This is a genomic window from Clostridium merdae, assembly GCF_900176635.1.
Classification (GTDB): Bacteria; Bacillota; Clostridia; order Oscillospirales; family Acutalibacteraceae; genus Faecalispora; species Faecalispora merdae.
Genome location: NZ_FXLN01000002.1, coordinates 137,356 through 155,829, shown reverse-complemented (window position 1 = coordinate 155,829; position 18,474 = coordinate 137,356). Strand labels below are relative to the sequence as shown.

16 protein-coding genes are annotated in these 18,474 nt (G+C 45.9%); 3 read left to right on the top strand and 13 right to left on the bottom strand.

The window, feature by feature from the left end; genetic code table 11:
* Nucleotides 1–176 precede the first annotated feature (176 nt).
* Nucleotides 177–2,921 (bottom strand): preprotein translocase subunit SecA, encoded by a 2,745-nt coding sequence (gene secA, locus CAN90_RS00750; protein WP_085831927.1) that lies wholly within the window; start codon nt 2,919–2,921, stop codon nt 177–179.
* A 263-nt stretch (nt 2,922–3,184) separates the two neighbouring features.
* Here secA and CAN90_RS13850 point away from each other — a divergent pair, with 263 nt between their 5' ends.
* The gene (locus tag CAN90_RS13850; RefSeq protein WP_278335028.1) at nt 3,185–3,319 is read left to right on the top strand and encodes a hypothetical protein; all 135 of its coding nucleotides are present in this window, start codon (nt 3,185–3,187) and stop codon (nt 3,317–3,319) included.
* A 73-nt stretch (nt 3,320–3,392) separates the two neighbouring features.
* Here the strand turns inward: CAN90_RS13850 and CAN90_RS00745 are convergent, their stop codons facing one another.
* From CAN90_RS00745 to hrcA, 8 genes are all read right to left on the bottom strand, one after another.
* Complete coding sequence (locus CAN90_RS00745) at nt 3,393–3,686, bottom strand: hypothetical protein (RefSeq protein ID WP_085831926.1); 294 nt, start codon at nt 3,684–3,686, stop codon at nt 3,393–3,395.
* Between the two features lie 513 nt (nt 3,687–4,199).
* Nucleotides 4,200–4,508, bottom strand: a complete 309-nt coding sequence (locus CAN90_RS00735; protein WP_085831924.1) for a hypothetical protein — start codon at nt 4,506–4,508, stop codon at nt 4,200–4,202.
* A gap of 349 nt (nt 4,509–4,857) precedes the next feature.
* Nucleotides 4,858–5,139 (bottom strand): hypothetical protein, encoded by a 282-nt coding sequence (locus tag CAN90_RS00730; RefSeq protein ID WP_085831923.1) that lies wholly within the window; start codon nt 5,137–5,139, stop codon nt 4,858–4,860.
* Nucleotides 5,140–5,143: 4 nt separating this feature from the next.
* A complete protein-coding gene (locus CAN90_RS00725; protein WP_085831922.1) occupies nt 5,144–5,701 on the bottom strand; it encodes a hypothetical protein in 558 nt (185 codons plus the stop codon).
* 264 nt (nt 5,702–5,965) lie between these two features.
* The gene (gene dnaJ, locus CAN90_RS00720; protein WP_085831921.1) at nt 5,966–7,111 is read right to left on the bottom strand and encodes a molecular chaperone DnaJ; all 1,146 of its coding nucleotides are present in this window, start codon (nt 7,109–7,111) and stop codon (nt 5,966–5,968) included.
* A gap of 218 nt (nt 7,112–7,329) precedes the next feature.
* Nucleotides 7,330–9,183 (bottom strand): molecular chaperone DnaK, encoded by a 1,854-nt coding sequence (gene dnaK, locus CAN90_RS00715; RefSeq protein ID WP_085831920.1) that lies wholly within the window; start codon nt 9,181–9,183, stop codon nt 7,330–7,332.
* A gap of 107 nt (nt 9,184–9,290) precedes the next feature.
* The gene (gene grpE, locus CAN90_RS00710; RefSeq protein WP_085831919.1) at nt 9,291–9,848 is read right to left on the bottom strand and encodes a nucleotide exchange factor GrpE; all 558 of its coding nucleotides are present in this window, start codon (nt 9,846–9,848) and stop codon (nt 9,291–9,293) included.
* Between the two features lie 67 nt (nt 9,849–9,915).
* A complete protein-coding gene (hrcA, locus tag CAN90_RS00705; RefSeq protein WP_085831918.1) occupies nt 9,916–10,941 on the bottom strand; it encodes a heat-inducible transcriptional repressor HrcA in 1,026 nt (341 codons plus the stop codon).
* 787 nt (nt 10,942–11,728) lie between these two features.
* On the opposite strand from hrcA, the gene CAN90_RS13555 reads away from it, so the two are divergent.
* Both CAN90_RS13555 and CAN90_RS13425 read left to right on the top strand, forming a co-directional pair.
* Nucleotides 11,729–11,890, top strand: a complete 162-nt coding sequence (locus CAN90_RS13555; protein WP_159450345.1) for a hypothetical protein — start codon at nt 11,729–11,731, stop codon at nt 11,888–11,890.
* 408 nt (nt 11,891–12,298) lie between these two features.
* Nucleotides 12,299–12,550: a hypothetical protein gene (locus CAN90_RS13425; protein ID WP_143750772.1), complete on the top strand. Its 252-nt coding sequence runs from the start codon at nt 12,299–12,301 to the stop codon at nt 12,548–12,550.
* A gap of 1,521 nt (nt 12,551–14,071) precedes the next feature.
* On the opposite strand, the gene CAN90_RS00695 is transcribed toward CAN90_RS13425, so the two are convergent.
* The 4 genes from CAN90_RS00695 to CAN90_RS00680 all read right to left on the bottom strand — a co-directional run bounded on the left by CAN90_RS00695 (nt 14,072) and on the right by CAN90_RS00680 (nt 18,339).
* Nucleotides 14,072–15,244: a MalY/PatB family protein gene (locus tag CAN90_RS00695; protein ID WP_085831916.1), complete on the bottom strand. Its 1,173-nt coding sequence runs from the start codon at nt 15,242–15,244 to the stop codon at nt 14,072–14,074.
* Nucleotides 15,245–15,283: 39 nt separating this feature from the next.
* Complete coding sequence (locus CAN90_RS00690; protein WP_085831915.1) at nt 15,284–16,423, bottom strand: trans-sulfuration enzyme family protein; 1,140 nt, start codon at nt 16,421–16,423, stop codon at nt 15,284–15,286.
* Nucleotides 16,424–16,535: 112 nt separating this feature from the next.
* Nucleotides 16,536–16,982 carry an RrF2 family transcriptional regulator gene (locus tag CAN90_RS00685; protein ID WP_085831914.1) on the bottom strand — a complete coding sequence of 149 codons (447 nt, stop codon included), beginning with the start codon at nt 16,980–16,982 and terminating at the stop codon, nt 16,536–16,538.
* 289 nt (nt 16,983–17,271) lie between these two features.
* Nucleotides 17,272–18,339 (bottom strand): tetratricopeptide repeat-containing glycosyltransferase, encoded by a 1,068-nt coding sequence (locus CAN90_RS00680; protein WP_341456293.1) that lies wholly within the window; start codon nt 18,337–18,339, stop codon nt 17,272–17,274.
* Nucleotides 18,340–18,474 lie beyond the last annotated feature (135 nt).

Genomic DNA, 18,474 nt, shown 5'->3' with positions numbered 1-18,474 from the left:
GGCTATTATTTTTCATAATTGATTTCTTGAATTCCTCTTTCTGTTTGTTGATTCAATTCATACCATTTATGAATCGTAGAGTTGGGAGCAGCATGTTTGCGATTATAAAAAAGACTTGCCAGAAAGGCAAGTCTTTTTTAGTGGCTGTTTGTAAATCCAGAAAGTATTCTTTCGAATTATTCGTCTTTCCCACAGCACTTTTTATACTTTTTACCGCTTCCGCAGGGGCAGGGGTCGTTTCTGCCGACCTTACTGCCGTTTACGACGGGGTGATTCTCTTCACTGCCGTCACCCGCACCGGTCGCCATGGTGGGCTTTGCCACCTCTTCGCGTTTCGGCTCTTCCTGTGTTTGCAGGCGTACGGTCAGCATCATGCGAGCCGTATTTTCACGAATTTGTGAAATCATCGCATCGAACATATCGAAGCCTTCCATACGGTACTCAACAACCGGGTCACGCTGAGCATACGCACGCAAGCGAATACCACGCTGCAGCTCTTCCATGGCATCAATATGATCCATCCAGAGAACGTCTACGTTCTTGAGCAGAATTACACGCTCCAGTTCGCGCACAATTTCAGGGCTATATTCTTTTTCACGCTGCTCGTACATGCGGTTTGCAATTTGCAGCAGCTCGTTCTTTACATATTCGGGGTCCAAATCCTCTAGCTCTTCCGGGGAGAAATCCAAGTCCTCTGGCTTTAGGAGCCAACCCATATAGTGGTCGCGCAGTCCCTTGAAATCCCAATCGTCATGCAGCTGGTCTTCTGGCAGGTAACGCTTAATATTGGTATCAATCGCTTGCTCAATCATGGTAATGATTTGGCCGCGAATGTTCTCACCATCCAGTACTTGGTCACGTTGCTTGTAGATAACCTCACGCTGACGGTTCATAACATCGTCGTATTGCAGAACGTTTTTACGAATACCAAAGTTACGGCCTTCCACCTTGCGCTGGGCGCTTTCAATGGTTTTTGAGAGCATGCCCGCTTCAATAGGCATATCCTCTTCCACCTTGAGGGAATCCATCAGGTTCGAGATACGCTCACCGCCGAACAAACGCATTAAATCGTCTTCCAGCGAGATGAAGAACCGGCTTTTACCGGGGTCTCCCTGACGACCGGCACGACCACGCAGCTGGTTATCAATACGGCGGGATTCATGGCGCTCGGTACCAATGATATACAGGCCGCCCAAGGAACGAACCTCTTCGGCAATTGGGCGAATCTGCTCTTTGTATTTTTCATTCAGCTCCACATAGGTTTTGCGAGCCTCTAAAATCTCGGGATCCTGAGTATCGGAATATGCGGTGGATTCACTAATCAGTTCTTCTGAGAAGCCCATGCGGCGCATTTCAGACTTTGCCATATACTCGGCGTTACCACCAAGCATAATATCGGTACCACGACCAGCCATGTTGGTTGCGATAGTTACCGCACCCTTTTTACCGGCCTGCGCAACAATCTCTGCTTCCTTTTCATGGTACTTCGCATTAAGAACCTCGTGCTTTACGCCGCGTCGCTTAAGCATACCGCTAAGAATTTCAGATTTTTCAATGGAGATGGTACCAACCAAAACAGGTTGTCCCTTTTTGTAGTGCTCCTCCACATCTTCAATCACGGCATCGAACTTAGCCTTTTCTGTTTTATACACAACATCCGGCAAATCCTCACGAGCAAGAGAACGGTTTGTGGGAATCTCCACAACGTCCAGCTTATAAATCTCACGGAATTCCTCTTCCTCGGTCATCGCCGTACCGGTCATACCGGAGAGCTTTGTGTACAAGCGGAAGTAGTTCTGGAATGTGATAGTAGCCAGTGTTTTGCTTTCTCTAGCAACCTCCACGCCCTCTTTTGCTTCAATCGCCTGGTGTAAGCCCTCGTTGTAACGGCGACCATTCATCAAACGTCCGGTAAATTCATCAACAATAATGACCTCGCCGTCTTTGACAACGTAGTCAATATCGCTACGCATAACACCGTTTGCCTTTATTGCCTGATTAATGTGGTGCTGAATTGTAAGGTTATCCGCATCGGTTAAATTTTCAATACTAAAGAACTGCTCCGCTTTTTTCACACCCTCAGGGGTAAGGGAGGCTGTTTTCAGCTTTTCATTTACAATGTAATCGTATTCCTTATACAGCTCATCGTTATCCTCTTTTTCGTCCAGCTCGGCTACACGAATCATTTTAAGCTTTTTCGCAAAACGGTCCGCATGTGTGTAAAGATCCGTTGATTTATCCCCTTGACCAGAGATAATTAAGGGCGTGCGGGCTTCATCAATGAGGATGGAGTCCACCTCATCGACGATGGCGTAGTTATGGCCGCGCTGAACCTTATTCTCTTTATAAATGACCATGTTATCGCGTAGGTAATCAAAGCCCATCTCGTTGTTGGTGCCATACGTGATGTCTGCCTCATAGGCAGCCTTGCGCTGATCATTGTCCATATCGTGAACAATGAGCCCGACGGTAAGACCTAGGAAACGGAATACCTTGCCCATCCATTCTGAGTCACGGCGAGCCAAGTAATCGTTGACGGTAACTACATGCACACCCTTGCCGGACAGTGCATTCAGGTAAGCCGGTAGCGTTGCCACCAAGGTTTTACCCTCACCGGTTTTCATTTCACTAATGCGCCCTTGGTGCAGCACGATGCCGCCAATAATCTGTACCGGGAAGTGCCGCATCTCTAGAATACGGGCAGAACCCTCTCGGCAAACGGCAAACGCATCAGGTAGGATATCGTCCAGCGTTTCGCCATTTGCAAGCCTTTCTTTCAGCGCAGCGGTCTGCGCTTTGAGTTCGGCGTCTGACATGGCTTTATATTTTTCCTCTAACGCCAGAACAGCATCGCAAAGGGGCTGAATTCGTTTCAGCTCGCGCTTGCTGTAATTACCAAAGAACTTGGCCAAAATATTCATCGTCTTCACCTCAACACAATTTAAAGCGAAACGGCACCTGTTTCGCATGATGATCTTCGCATTTATACGGTTCATATTATAGCATAGAGCGCGCTAAAAAAAAAGAAGATTGTGTAAACAAACAGTTTCTGCCAGCTAGAGAGCCATTTCCTTTTTCCTCCACTGGTTTATTTTACCTTTTTTAGCGTTGTGTTTTTCTCTTTAAAATGGTATATATAATGCAAAAGTATTCTGTTATTTAACATGGAATGGGAGGTTTTACTATGAATTCGATTTTATGGATATCTTCTTTGGCGGGAATCGAATCGTTTCTCCGCATCTTCCTTTACCTTACGGCAATTGGCTTTGGACTAAGAGGGATAAAGGCACTCAATATTTACATTGATAAAAATAAGTAATTTGCTTAAAAGAAGAAAGATACCCGGCTTATATCCGCTAAAACACACGGATACAGGCCGGGTTTTGAATGTTTTACAGGATGCCATAAATAGAGATGCCAGCTCCTATCAAAAACATAATAATATAGGATAATATTTCTCGGTTCTGTTTTGGTGACCTTTCCTTCTTGCATACATGCCATATCACTGCCAAAAAAACCAATGATAAAATAGAGAAGGCCAGAGGTAGTAAATAATAAAATACTGCACCGTAACGTGGGTCACCCCGTATAGCAAAGCAAACGATAAATATAAAAAACCATAGTTTGTAAATTCCCTTTTCTTCCAATATTTCATTTTGTATTCCAAGCCAATACTCTTTTTTCAAAACAATATTCCCTCCTACCGTAAGTAAAGTGGGCATACACTGAGCATATACTGTTGAATTCTATACCAAAATTCCTTTTTCATAACATTTCCCTTCTTTCATTAATAGCAGAGACTCTTTTTACATGTACTGCCGAGTCATAAACCATAATGCAAGCAATATAGGTAACAGGTTCATTACTGCGCTATCCATTTTTTTCTCGCGAAAAGATTTTACTGCATTGACTGCTAGAATTACGATCAAATACAGATAAAGAAAAGTTTTAGCCGTTTGCAAGCTAACATGAAATACAGGATAAGAAAGCCCAATGAGTATACCGAGTATCACCATGACGCCTAGAAAAATATATTTCTTTTTCATATTTCATCTCTCTTTCTCATTTAAACTTGTTTGATGTATCAAACTGGTTACACAAATAAAAACAATGGTGTAGAAATAAACCCGATGCAAACTAATATGAAAAATATAGCAATACGCCCTTTAACAATTCTTTATTTCGCAACGCCAATTAAGCTAAATAAAATAATCTGCAATTATTCCGCTAACAAACGCCAAGCCTAAGCCAATCATAAAGAAAAGCTGAACAAACCGTTTTTCTTGCGTATACTTTTTCCAGTCGGGTCCGCTCTTCTTTGTAAGCCATAAGAAAAAAATAAGAATTGCACAGAGCAAAATGATTGGCGGCCATAACAAAAATGTCTTTAAAATCGCCAAGTTAACCACAGCCATCGCTTTTAAGATGCGATATGTGCTGGAGAGTACCGCATAGATAATAAAAAGATATGCTAACAGATGCCATTGCTTTTGCAAGGTTTTATCCATGAATTAACCACTCCTTTAGTACTATAAAGTAGAATCACAATATTATAGTTTATAATAATTATATAACAGATTTACATATATATCAATATTTTTAGTTTAATACTTCTTTTGGGTAATGAGTTTATATATAGAAATCAAAAAGGCTTCGCCTGCGCGAAGCCTTTTTATGTTTTCACAAACTTAATTCGATTGAGCTAACAGCAACAGTAGCTTAATCTTAAGCCAAATTAACCTCCTTTTCCAAAACATAATTATCAAATCTTTGCCAATAATGCCTTCACTTTATATAACGATTTTCGTACCTGTTTTGTTACAGAATTTTCCTATATTGCATTAAAATTACTCTATTTTACGACTTGCCTTTTTCTTTTCCCATACGATATGTGATTATTCCAACAACAATCGGTGCAGCTAACAGAATCACAACACCCAATGGAACGGAAAAATCAAAACGGAGTAAATCCTGAAAAATCGGGGCTCCGTTGGCAGTTAAAATAGAGGTAGGGCCGTCCATTAAACTGAAGAAAACATCTTTCAAAAAATAGTGAGAATAAATCAGGAATGCAGCAGAAAATATAGAAAGTGCCGCAACAAAAAATAATAGAATTTTAAATAACAAACTTTTTTTCATAGTTTTATACTGTCGTTTCCCACATTTGATTATAAGCCTTTACAGTTCCTTTATAGTTATGAAATGTCATATTAAAATTACTAATTCCGTAGATGACGTTTGTGGAATTCAGCACTCCAAATGTATCAGTGTATCCACTTACTTCTGTACTAGTTACTCCCTTTCCCTTTTTACTATTTTCTTTATTATAGTAAGTTTGTCCTCCAAAGCCACTCTTTTTGCATAATAATTTAACTTTCGCTTCCTTAATAAAGTAGCCACCATAGCTATAAGCATCCCAACTCATATAGCATTTTCCGCTTTCTCTTCTTGTAATAGTTACAGTAGCAGATCCAAGCACTTCATTTAATTTTCCTGCTTGTGCTACAACAAAATTTTTATTATTGCCTTGCTTATTATCTTGTTTAATTGTAGATCCATCTTTATAAAAGTATACTGTAAAAGATTGTGTATGCAACTCCTCTTTTCCGTCTTGATTTGCCGTAGTCGTAGCAAAAGCGGGCATGGCAAATAAACTCATCATCATGGTAAGTGCTAGTGCAAAACTCATTAACTTTTTCATTTTACAAACTCCTTTACATTCTAAGTCTCTATTTTCATATTATGAAAGCGCCTTAGATTAAACTTCCCCCTTCCATTATTCTTAAAAAATTAAACTAAATATAAAAGATGCTTTCATATATATAACGTTTTAATAATATATTTTGTTACATATAATTAAATTTTAATATATGTTTATATCTAATAGAAACAATAGAATTTCTGTAAATGGTATGAAAAAGGACTCCGCGAAAGCGGAGTCCTTTTTATAAACTACCATAACAGATTATTTTTCTGCATCGAATAAGTTTTTAATCTTATCGAAGAAGGTTTTGCGCTTTTGGTAGTTGCGCTCGTCGCCCGTGCTGTCGAACTCCCGTAGAATCTCTTTCTGGCGTTCCGTCAGGTTCTTCGGCACTTCAATCGTTACGCGCACATACTGGTCGCCGCGTCCGCGGCCATGAATGTTCGAGATTCCCTTGCCGCGCAGCTTAAATACATCGCCCGGCTGTGTGCCGTCATGCACTTGGTAGCTTACCTTACCATCCAAAGTAGGCACAATGACCTCTGCGCCCAAGGTTGCCTGCGTAAATGTAATGGGCATTTCGCACCAAACATCGTTCCCACGGCGCTCAAAAATGGCATGGGGACGAACGGTGACATACACGTGCAAATCGCCCGAGGGTCCGCCGTTTGTTCCGGCATCGCCATGGCCGCCCACGTTTAAGGTCTGCCCATCATCAATACCGGCAGGTATGGTGATTTCGAGCGTTTTTGTTTTTCTAACTCTCCCCGTGCCGCTGCAAGAATGGCATGGGTGGTCAATAATTTTACCCTTACCGCCGCATCGGTCACACCCGCGGCTGGTTTGCACTACGCCGAACGGAGTGCGCTGGCTAACCCGCACTTGACCAGTGCCACTGCACTGTGGGCAGGTTTTTGTCTCGGTACCGCTCTCTGCGCCGGAACCGCCGCAAGACTGGCACGATTCAATTCTTTGATAAGAAACTTGCTTTTTAACGCCTTTCGCGGCCTCTTCAAACGAGATGGTAACGGATGCCTGTGCATCACGCCCGCGCCGTGGCGCATTGGGGTTTGCACTGCGCCCTGCACCAAAACCACCGCCAAAAAAGCTGTTGAAAATATCGCCCAAATCAATGTCGCCATCAAAGGGGCTGCCACCGGGGCCTCCGCCAAAGTTCGGGTCTACACCCGCATGGCCAAACTGGTCGTACCGCGCTTTTTTCTCTTTATCAGACAAAACCTCGTAGGCCTCATTAACCTCTTTAAAGTTTGCCTCCGCAGCCTTATCCCCCGGGTTTAAATCGGGGTGGTACTGCTTTGCCAGTTTGCGGTACGCTTTTTTTATTTCATCATCTGAGGCATTTTTGGGTACCCCCATCACCTCATAGTAATCCCTTTTATCCGCCAAGCCAAGTCACTCCCACATGGTGCGGCAAGCGGAGCATCACACACCCCGCTTGCCCTCGATTTTCTGCGCCGGGCAATTACCACGGCATACCTCACAAAGGGCGGCCGAGGCCACCCTTTGCTGTATTGCTTCTATGGTGCCGCGGCACCCGTTTCGTTGTATAACAAATGCACTGGGCATATAATACCACAAAATGCACCAAGTTGAAAATACCGGAATTATTTCTGGCTGTCGTCTACGTCCTTAAAGTCCGCATCGTACACCGTCTGTCCGCCATCTTCTGCCGGGCCCTGCTGGGGCTGGCCGCCCATGTCGGGAGCTGCTTCACCGCCCTGCGGTGCATTGGCTTTGTAAAGTTTTTCAGACACAGCGTACAGGCTCTTCTGCACGTCTTCTGTTTTCAGCTTCAGCTCTTCCACTGTTGCAGTGGTAAGCATGCCCTTCAGCTCAGCAACCTTCTGGTTCAGCTCGTTTTTGTCCGCTTCGTCAATCTTATCGCCGCTGTCACTAATCAGCTTTTCAACGGAATAGCAAAGGTTCTCCGCTTCGTTCTTTGCGTCAACCTCTTCACGGCGCTTTTTATCTTCCGCAGCAAACTGCTCTGCTTCTTTCACTGCCTTATCAATATCGTCCTTGTTCATGTTTGTGCTGGAGGTAATGGTGATATGCTGTTCCTTGCCGGTGCCAAGGTCTTTTGCAGAAACATTTACAATGCCGTTGGCATCCAAATCAAAGGTAACCTCAATCTGGGGGATTCCACGAGGAGCGGGAGCAATGCCGTCGAGCTTAAACAGAGCAAGCTGCTTATTGTCGCGGGCAAATTCACGCTCACCTTGCAACACGTTAACCTCAACCTGAGTCTGGCCATCTGCTGCGGTGGAGAAAATCTGGCTCTTCTTGGTGGGGATAGTGGTATTGCGCTCAATGATTTTGGTCATGACGCCACCCATGGTTTCAACACCAAGGGAAAGAGGAGTAACATCCAACAGCAGCAAGCCCTGAACCTCACCGCCCAGAACACCTGCCTGCAAGGCAGCGCCGATGGCAACGCACTCGTCGGGGTTAATGCCCTTAAAGGGGTCTTTTCCGGTCAGGTTCTTAACCGCATCCTGAACCGCAGGAATACGGGAGGAACCACCAACCATCAGCACCTTGCTGATATCAGAAATCTGGAGGCCGGAATCCTGAAGAGCCTGGCGAACCGGGCTCATGGTCTTCTCAACCAAGTCAGCAGTCAGCTCATTAAACTTTGCACGAGTAAGAGTAAGGTCTAAGTGCTTGGGGCCAGTTGCATCTGCGGTAATGAAAGGCAGATTAATGGAAGCGGTGGTCATGCCGGAAAGCTCAATCTTTGCCTTTTCTGCGGCTTCCTTGAGGCGCTGCATCGCCATTTTGTCGCCGCTCAGGTCAATACCGGCTTCTCTCTTAAATGCGTCAACCATCCAGTCCATCACGCGCTTATCGAAGTCGTCGCCGCCTAAACGGTTGTTACCGGCAGTAGCAAGAACCTCCTGCACACCGTCGCCCATTTCAATAATGGAAACGTCGAATGTACCGCCGCCCAAATCGTAAACCATAATCTTCTGGTCGTCGCCCTTATCGATGCCATAGGACAATGCCGCAGCAGTCGGCTCATTGATGATTCTCTTTACATCCAAACCAGCAATTTTACCGGCATCCTTTGTTGCCTGACGCTGTGCGTCCGTAAAGTAAGCAGGTACGGTAATAACCGCGGAGGTTACAGGCTCACCCAAATAGGCTTCTGCATCTGCCTTCAGCTTTTGCAGAATCATTGCAGAAATCTCTTGAGGAGTAAAGCTCTTATCGTCAATATTCACCTTAAAGCCGGTACCCATTTCTCTTTTAATCGAAGCGATGGTGCGCTCGGGGTTTGTGATTGCCTGGCGTTTTGCCACCTGACCAACCATACGCTCACCGGTTTTAGAAAATGCAACAACAGAGGGAGTGGTGCGAGCGCCTTCTGCGTTCGAAATAACGACCGGCTCGCCGCCCTCAATAACTGCTACGCAGGAGTTTGTTGTACCTAAGTCGATACCAATTGTTTTTGCCATACGATTTACCTCCAAAAATTTAGGTTAAATTATTTATTTATATTTATCTAGCCGACAAATCGGCAACCGCCGTTTCACAAAAGGCGGATTCTTAAATTCAGGCCAATTTAGTTGGCCACTTGAACCATTGCGTGGCGAATGATTTTGTCGCCGATTTTGTAGCCCTTTTGCAGAACCACGGCAATTACATTTTCGCCAAGTGAATCATCTTCAATATGAGATACGGCGTTGTGTACTTCGGGGTCGAACGGTTCGCCCGGCTCCCCAATTGCGGTAACACCCATTTTTTCAAGTGCGGCGGTTAACTGGTTAAATACCATTTCAACGCCCTTGCGTAGGTCTTCCACAGAGCCGCCCTGCTGTGCAAGTGCACGCTCCAAATTATCACAAACGGGAAGAACCTTTTCAATTGCATCTGCCGTAGCGTCGGTATAAACCATGGTTTTCTCACGGTCTGTACGCTTGCGGTAGTTATCGTATTCTGCGGCAGTGCGCAGCAGCAGTTCTTTCTGCTTTGCTAGCTCTGCGGCAGTTTGCTCTAGCTGCTCCTGAAGCTGGTTGATTTCAGCGTTGGAACTGCCTCCCGGTGTTTCTGTCTGCGGCTGCTCCGCTGTGTTTACTTCATTCTCCAATTCAGCCTGATTCGCTGCATCCTTTTTACTCAAGGAGATTGCCCCTTTCTGCTGCCGTCACGCGGCAGCCTGTCATTCTATATTTTCATTACATTGTTCCCTATTCTTCCTGACGAAGCTCTGTCAGGAGCCGCCCCACGGTTTGAGACAAATAATCTAGCTTGCCAATTAGCCCTGCATAATCCATTCGGGTTGGGCCAATTACGCCAATTGCGCCGGCTCGCTGGCCATCAATGGCATATTGCGCCACGATGATGCTCGAATCGCGCAGCTCGGGGTGTTTTGTTTCATCCCCAATCATCACGCGAACTTCCTTTTGCGGTTGCAAAAGCAGCTCTGCCAAATCCTGAGGGCGTTCTAAAAAATCCATCACCCGGCGGGCGTTTCCACGCTCAAACTCGGGGTAAAACAGCAAATTCATTTGCCCGTTGAGGCGAACCTCTGGTTCAACGGATTCTTGTGCGGCCTCCATGAGCGCCATCAGCGCGGAGGACATCATCACCGTTAAATCGCCAAGAGAAGCGGCGAGCGTTTGAATATATGCGGGGGTGACTGCCGCCACAGGAACACCAGCCAGCCGCTCGTTGAGCACTCGGAAAAACACCCTTAAAATTTCAGGGGATAAGTCGAACTCACAGCGGAAGATTTGGTGCTTCATCGTGCCTGCCGAGGTAAGCAGAATCAGCATAGCGGTTCTGCGGCTCGTTTGTACAAACTGCAATGCGCGAATATCTGCCCGTTTGCCCGAGGGAGCGGTTGAAACCGCCGCAAAACGGGTAAGCCCCGCCAGCATTTGCGAAACACCCTCCAGCAGCTTTTGCTGGTCGTATGCACTGGAGAACAGCATGCCATCTAAAAAGCGCTGTTCTTCCTGTGTAACGGGTTTTCGGTTCATCACCCGGTCAATATAAATACGGTAGCCCTTTTGCGAGGGAATTCGCCCTGCGGAGGTATGCGGCTGTTCCAGCAAACCAATTTCTGCTAAGTCAGCCATTTCATTTCGAATGGTGGCAGAGGAAACGCCTAAGTCGGCCGCCAGCGTTTTTGAGCCTACCGGCTCGCCGGTTCTTACATAAGCATCTACAATCGCTGCCAGCACCTTAAGTTTTCTGTCGCTAAGCTCCATTCCTCTCACCTCTTTTTTCAGTTTTAGCACTCTATGAGTTCGAGTGCTAACTCCTATTTAATAATTTATCATTCCCCGCCGTTATTGTCAAGATTTCAAATGTAAATTAATTATTAATGTGTACCGCAAAAGCGGCAACATTCCCAATTTGGTGCGAAAATGCAAATTTCATACCATTCTTGATTTCTTTTCAATGTTCCGCTTTTTCTATTCGGCTTTTTCTATACGTACAAAAAAAGAACGCCAAGGGCTAAACCCGGCGTTTTTTGATAAAAATATGCTTTATGTGATATTTTTTCCCATAATACAAATATATCTTGCAATTAATGGTAAATAATGTTAATATTTACATTGTAAGGTAATTTAAAAAGCAAAGCAGGAATGAGTGCCTAGGAACACCCACCCCCTGCTACGGAGCCAACACCTCCATAACAACAGTTTTCACTGCGCTTTGCCACACAATTATAACCCATTATTTCCCTTTTGTATAGAGGGGACAGAAATGGGGCCTTTGGAATTATGATTGCGAAGCTTGGCAAGGTGGGACTGAAACCGATATGCAATGTATCGCTTGTTGTGGAGTACCCTTTTCGATGAGGGTTTCCGTGACAAGCGCTTTTTTATTGCCTTGCAGACAAAGGCAACGCGAGGCTGGGAATGGGTTGTTCATTTGGTGAAACGAAATCACCTAGATTAGATAGTGGGATAATTATTAAGTTCTATCGCAGTTTTTGAATCAGCAGATTTCCATTCCCCTGGAGAAAAGCAAAATTGCGAAAGAGTTCTCTTGAGCATATGGAGGATAGAACCCAGCTTCGCCGCGCTAATGTCTGTAAGCAAGCAACGCCGCACCATCGCCCGTGCGGCTCACGCCGTTCCTTTACTGGAACGGCGTTCTTTTTTGCTCTTTTTAAACGCACACATCCCCTCGCAGAACGGTGCAACGTGACCGTAGCGCAAAACTTTAATATAATAACTTATTTAAAATAGGAGATTTTAAAGCGGCTAGTGCCACAAATAATTTCTTCTTTCTTTTCATTCGCCCCTCAAGCCGGGGCAGGCTCGCCTTTTCTCGATGAGGAGAAAAGGCGGAAAGACTCACCAAAGGCTCTGCCTTTGGATTCCGTTTGGGAAACGACCCCAAACTAGAAAACAAAAGCTACTGTAAAGGCGCTCCATTAAAAATGCCCACTCTCCTAGCTTTCTAAAAAAACAACATTCAGATTTCATCCGTCGGCGGTCATTTTTAGAGCGCTCTCGTCCCCTCGCTGAAACAGGCTCGGTAGCTGATACTTCTTTTATTTAGAGCAGCAAGGCTGAACCTTACGCACAATCTGCAGCGCACAGGCTTGTTCCTGTGCGGAAAACAGATGCAGAGCGGGAGCTCAGTCGGATTCCAAAGGCAGAGCCTTTGGTCGTTGAGAGGGAATCCAAAGGGAGAGAATCGATACTCTCCCTTTGGAAGGCCTTTGCCTACTTTCACCCTTTCGTGAAAGTAGGTGCCCGCCCCGGCATGAGGGGCAAAGCCCTGCGCCAGCAGAAGCCTTGCGTCAGAGCGCAAAACTTCTTATATAACAATATCTTTATTAAAGCAAGAGAAAGCACATAGCATGAGAGGCAAGCCCTGCGCCAGCAGAAACCTTTGCGCCCAAGCGCAACACTTCTTTTACTAGCCAAACAAAATTTTCTCTAAACTAAATGTGAAAGAGTCTAACAGATTTTAGAGCGGCTAGTGCCGCAAATAATTTCTTCTTTCTTTTCATTCGCCCCTCAAGCCGGGGCTAGGCTCGCCTTTTCTCGATGAGGAGAAAAGGCGGAAAGACTCACCAAAGGCTCTGCCTTTGGAATCCGTTTGGGAAACGACCCCAAACCACAAAACAAAGGCTACTGTAAAGGCGCTCCATTAAAAATGCCCACTCTCCTAGCCATGATAAAACAATATGCAAAGTGATTCTGTCCGTCGGCGGTCATTTTTAGAGCGCTCTCGTCCCCTCGCAGAAACATGCTCGGAAGCTAATTTCTTTCTTCATTTATAAGCGGTAAATCAAAACGTAATTTGCAATCTGCAACGCACAGGCTTGTTCCTGTGCGGAAGCAAGATGCAGAGCGGGAGCTCACTCGGATTCCAACGGCAGAGCCTTTGGTCGTTGAGAGGGGATTCAAGGGGAGAGAATCGATACTCTCCCCTTGAAAGGCCTTTGCAACCTTTCACCCTTTCGTGAAAGGTTGTGCCCGGCCCGGCATGAGGGGCAAAGCCCTGCGCCAGCAGAAGCCTTGCGCCAGAGCGCAAAACTTCTTATATAACAATATCTTTATTAAAGCAAGAGAAAGCACATAGCATGAGAGGCAAGCCCTGCGCCAGCAGAAACCCTTGCGCCCAAGCGCAACACTTCTTTTACTAGCCAAACAAAATTTTCTCTAAACTAAATGTGAAAGAGTCTAACAGATTTTAGAGCGGCTAGTGCCGCAAATAATTTCTTCTTTCTTTTCATTCGCCCCTCAAGCCGGGGCAGGCTCACCTTTTCTCGATGAGGAGAAAAGGCGGAAAGACTCACCAAAGGCTCTGCCTTTGGAATCCGTTTGGGAAACGACCCCAAACCGCAAAACAAAAGCTACTGTAAAGGCGCTCCATTAAAAATGCCCACTCTCCTAGCCATGATAAAACAATATGCAAAGTGATTCTGTCCGTCGGCGGTCATTTTTAGAGCGCTCTCGTCCCCTCGCAGAAACATGCTCGGAAGCTAATTTCTTTCTTCATTTATAAGCGGTAAATCAAAACGTAATTTGCAATCTGCAACGCACAGGCTTGTTCCTGTGCGGAAATGAGATGCAGAGCGGGAGCTCACTCGGATTCCAAAGGCAGAGCCTTTGGTCGTTGAGAGGGGATTCAAGGGGAGAGAATCGATTCTCTCCCCTTGAAAGGCCTTTGCAACCTTTCACCCTTTCGTGAAAGGTTGTGCCCGCCCCGGCATGAGGGGCAAAGTCCTGCGCCAGCAGAATTCCCTTGTGCCTAAGCACAAAACTTCTTTTACCATTAAAGCGATAACTTGAGTTCAACTTATAAGAAAAAGCCCCCAGCATGGGGGCAAGAGCCAAAAAGAGGTCTGCATATAGCAGGCCTCTCAATTATTTATGAATTCTCTTTGATTGCTTTCTCAAGCTGTTCCAATGCCTTTTGCAGTACCGACCGCGGGCACGCAATATTAATACGCTGGAAGCCCTCACCCTCTTCACCGAACATGGAACCATGATCAAGCCAAAGCCCAGCTTTTTCAAGAATGAGTTTATTGAGCACATCATCCTCCAGCCCTAAGCCAGTGCAATCAAGCCAAACAAGGTAGGTACCCTGCGGTTCAACCAACCGGATGCCAGGAAGACGCTCCTCCAAAAACTTCCGTACAAAATTCTGATTCCCCACAAGGTATTCTTTGAGCTCATCGAGCCACTCTGCACCGCCCTCATACGCGGCACGGCAGGCAATCAGCCCCATCACATTGGCTTGGCTGTACCCGGCACGGTTCATTTCGGCACGAAAAGCACGGCGAAGCTCTGCGTTTTGTACAAAGATGTTCGAAATCTGAAGTCCCGCTAAGTTAAAGGTTTTGGTGGGAGCTGTGCAGGTAACGGTAATCTCTGCAAACTCCGGTCGCAGAGAAGCAAATACCAAATGCCGATTACCAGAAAAGGCAAAATCAGCGTGTATTTCATCCGATACTACCGTAACGCCGTGACGCAAGCAAATTTCACCGAGTTGTACAAGCTCCTGCTCTGACCACACTCTTCCAACTGGATTATGTGGATTGCACAGCAGAAAAAGCTTGACCTTTTCTTGCTTAATTTTCTCCTCAAAATCCGCAAAATCGATGCTGTATTCGCCGTTCTGGTAAACCAGTGAATTCATCACCAGCCGCCTGTCGTTCTCTAGGATGGACTCGGAGAAAGGGTAGTAAACGGGTGGCTGAATTAAAACCGCATCGCCCGGCTCGGTATAAGCGCGAATGGCTGTACAAAGTGCAAACACAACGCCGGGGGTTTTTAAAAGCCAATTGTTTTCCACAGTCCAGCCGTGTCGTGTGGAAAACCAGTTCTTCAACGCGTTAAAATAGCGCTCATCCGGCTCAGTATAGCCATAAATTCCATGTTCACAGCGCTCGGCGAGCGCTTTGTTCACACATTGCGGCGCAGGGAAATCCATATCGGCTACCCATAGCGGAACAAGCCCTTCCGGTTTGCCATAGCGGGCGGCGCAATCATATTTTAAAGACCCGGTATTCTTCCGGTCGTATATTGTATCAAAAGACATTTGGTTCCTCCTGTCTGGTAACGGGTAACAAAGCGATGGTTAGTCCACTTTTAGGGCATACGTTAAATCGGCGATCAGGTCATTCGCATCCTCAATTCCAACGGAAAGGCGCAAGAGCTTGTCCGTAATGCCCTTGGCTTCCCGCTCCTCAGCGGGAATTTCTGCATGGGTTTGCAGCATGGGGTAAGTAATCAGTGTTTCTACCCCGCCAAGGCTTTCTGCGAAGTGAATTAAATTCACACGATTCAACATCCGCTCTGCGGTTTCTGCACTGTCTACCTCGAACGAAATCATCGAGCCAAACCCGCTCGCTTGCTGTTTGGAGAGCTCATAGTCTGGGTGCTCTGGCAAACCGGTGTAGTACACCTGCTTGATTTTATCTTGCTTTGTGAGCCACTCGGCAATTTTCAGGGCATTTTGCTCTTGGCGATCCATCCGCAAGGGCAGTGTTTTCAAACCGCGAATTAAGAGCCAGCTATCAAACGGAGAGAGACATGCTCCTGTGTTTTTATATACAAAGCGTAGCCGCTCAATAATTTTCTCATCCTTAGCAATGGCAAAGCCCGCTAAAACATCGTTATGCCCACCAAGGTATTTGGTGCCGCTGTGTACAACAATATCCGCTCCTAACGTTAAGGGGCGCTGCAAATACGGCGTTAAAAAGGTATTGTCTACAATGAGAAGTAAACCGTGTTCGTGCGCAAGCTCTGCCGTTTTTTTCAGGTCGGTCACCTGCATCATGGGGTTAGAGGGGGTTTCGACAAATATTGCCTTGGTTTCAGGGCGGATTGCCGCTTTTATCTGCTCGGTGTAAGAGGTATTCACCGCCGTAAACGAAAGACCGTTCTTTGCGTTGATATGATGGAACAAACGGTGGGAGCCACCGTATAAGTCATCAGACGTTATAAAGTGGTCACCGGGGGAAAACAGCTCCATCACGGCTGAAATTGCCGCCATACCAGAGGAAAAGGCCAATGCGCCGTTGCCCTGCTCCAGCTTTGCAATCGTTTCTTCCAAATACTCTCTGGTGGGGTTCTGAACACGCGAATAATCATACCCGGTGCTCTGCCCAACACCGGGGTGAGCAAAGGTAGCGGTTTGAAAAATTGGTACGGAAATGGAACCGGTATTGTCATAAGACCGGGTTGAGCCATGCACACAAATCGTATTAAATTCCATAAAAATGCCCCTGCTTTCAGAAGAGGCCCTGCCTTATGGCAGAGCCGCGGTGTGTTTTGCTTATTAATCCAATTCTTTTTCTCCGACAGGAAAAACGAAACTACCAAAAAAACTAAATATAAAACATAAAGGAGTTTTCTTCCCTGTGGCGCTCGGCCTCGGTTGCCAAATCTTCCAGCGTAACCGCAGTAAGAGAATCCAAGACAGCCTTGTCCAGTTTTTCGAACGCACTCAGGCGCATCGCCTTTTCAATGTCCGGTGCCTTTTGGTCAACAGTATCTTCTGCCGGTTCAAACAGCGAAAGCTCCACAGCAGATAAAACCTGGTACACGGTAATTAGCCTTGGCATTCGTGAAAGCTGGTAGCCGCCCTGCGCGCCTTTAATGGAGTTAACCAGTGCTCCTCTCTTTAACAGAGAGAAAACCTGCTCTAAATAAATTTTAGAGATTCCCAACTTTTCTGAAATGCTGATAACGGTTATATATTCTCCGCTCGCATAAGACTCAGACATGCTGACCATTGCGGCAAGGGCATAACGACCCTTTGCAGAAATCCTCATGAAGCAAACCCTCATTTCATACTTTTACTATATGATTTTAATGATATAAAAAATCAAGCAAAATGTCAATACCCGGTTCCGAAAAGATAATGCCCTAAAAAATCCTTTTAAAACATGCAAATATTACTTGCTTCTATTTTACAAACACACCACTATAGCTTTTATATAATTTGCAATTGTTAGCTGAACGCTTTTTGCGTAAAGAAAAGTCTTTCCGCACAGGCAGCACCCGGCGGAAAGACTTTTGGAGGAACATGCGAAAAACTGAGGCGAATCATCCCAAAGTGGTTTAAGAATCATTTTTTGCGGCTTCTTCAATAAGCTGCAGGTTATTATGCAGGCGTTCATTGTTCGGGCTTTGCTCTACTGCACGGCGTGCATGCTCCAAAGCTTCGCTATAAAGCTTTAGGTTCCAGCAGGCGATTGCACATAGATCCTCCGGTGTTTCGTTCCAGGCATAACCCATATTGGCAAAAGCCAACGACTTTTGTGTAATGGATAACGCGTGCCGAGTGAGGCAATACACCAAGGGCCAGTTTCCTTGCTTATAAGCGAACTGAGCAAACTCCACGTAAGGGTCACGCATGGTTGGTGCCTCTGCAATTGCACGCAGGTACCACCGTGCAGATTCCTGCAGATTCCCCATCATACTATAAGAGTAAGCACTCCAGCGCATTGCTGCACTGCGTTCTTCCTCCCAATGGGAGAGGGCGAGATACCTCTTCATTGTATCAATGCAGTCTTGCCACTGTGCTTTAAACATATATTCGCGGCCAAGGTAATACATCATACGGGAATCTGTGGGGTTTTCTTCTACGGCGGTTTCCAGCAAAGGCAGGTATGAACCTCTCGATTTTGTATTGTCTGGGTAATGGTCAAGTACCATGTCTTGCACAAAAACTGTTTGCTCCGGCACATGGCCCGTATAAGTTAAATACTCGTGCACGGGGAAGCTCCATTGGAACCATTTCCGGGAATGGATTTTTGTGTAAAACAGCTGAAGATCGGGAGTACCATCTTCATGGTGACTCCAGTTAAACAGGTATTGAGCACGTGTGGTATCTTTCTGCCAAGCCTTTTCTAGAGCGGCACGCCAACCCGGCGAGAGCACCTCGTCTAGGTCGGTACAAACACAAATATCTACCTCCTCCGGCACATGAGAAAGCGAGAGATTACGCGCATGGTCAAACCGCCAAGGCTTTACCTCTTCCTCATAAACCGTCGCACCTCTTTCGCGTAAGCGTTTTACGGTGCCGTCAGTAGACCCAGTATCCGTTACGATGATTTGATCCGCCTCTTGCATAGAATCCATCCAACGGTCAACAAACTGTTCCTCGTTTTTACATATTGCATACACGCAGATCAAGTAAGACGTTAAGCAACTCCCCCTTTGCTGTGGTATGAAACGCGCTCCGGTAACATCGTATGTAAGTTCCTTTGTCCATTATGCCTACGGGAGCTTGCTGCTTAAATCTTTCCAGTTGCGTATAAA

Excerpts from the sequence above, each read along its gene's own strand:
- dnaK (WP_085831920.1), bottom strand. The coding sequence starts at position 9,183 with ATGGCAAAAACAATTGGTATCGACTTAGGTACAACAAACTCCTGCGTA.
- CAN90_RS00730 (WP_085831923.1), bottom strand. The coding sequence starts at position 5,139 with ATGAAAAAAAGTTTGTTATTTAAAATTCTATTATTTTTTGTTGCGGCA.
- CAN90_RS00725 (WP_085831922.1), bottom strand. The coding sequence starts at position 5,701 with ATGAAAAAGTTAATGAGTTTTGCACTAGCACTTACCATGATGATGAGT.
- CAN90_RS00685 (WP_085831914.1), bottom strand. The coding sequence starts at position 16,982 with ATGAGGATTTCTGCAAAGGGTCGTTATGCCCTTGCCGCAATGGTCAGC.
- hrcA (WP_085831918.1), bottom strand. The coding sequence starts at position 10,941 with ATGGAGCTTAGCGACAGAAAACTTAAGGTGCTGGCAGCGATTGTAGAT.
- CAN90_RS13850 (WP_278335028.1), top strand. The coding sequence starts at position 3,185 with ATGAATTCGATTTTATGGATATCTTCTTTGGCGGGAATCGAATCGTTT.
- CAN90_RS00735 (WP_085831924.1), bottom strand. The coding sequence starts at position 4,508 with ATGGATAAAACCTTGCAAAAGCAATGGCATCTGTTAGCATATCTTTTT.
- CAN90_RS00695 (WP_085831916.1), bottom strand. The coding sequence starts at position 15,244 with ATGTCTTTTGATACAATATACGACCGGAAGAATACCGGGTCTTTAAAA.
- secA (WP_085831927.1), bottom strand. The coding sequence starts at position 2,921 with ATGAATATTTTGGCCAAGTTCTTTGGTAATTACAGCAAGCGCGAGCTG.
- CAN90_RS00690 (WP_085831915.1), bottom strand. The coding sequence starts at position 16,423 with ATGGAATTTAATACGATTTGTGTGCATGGCTCAACCCGGTCTTATGAC.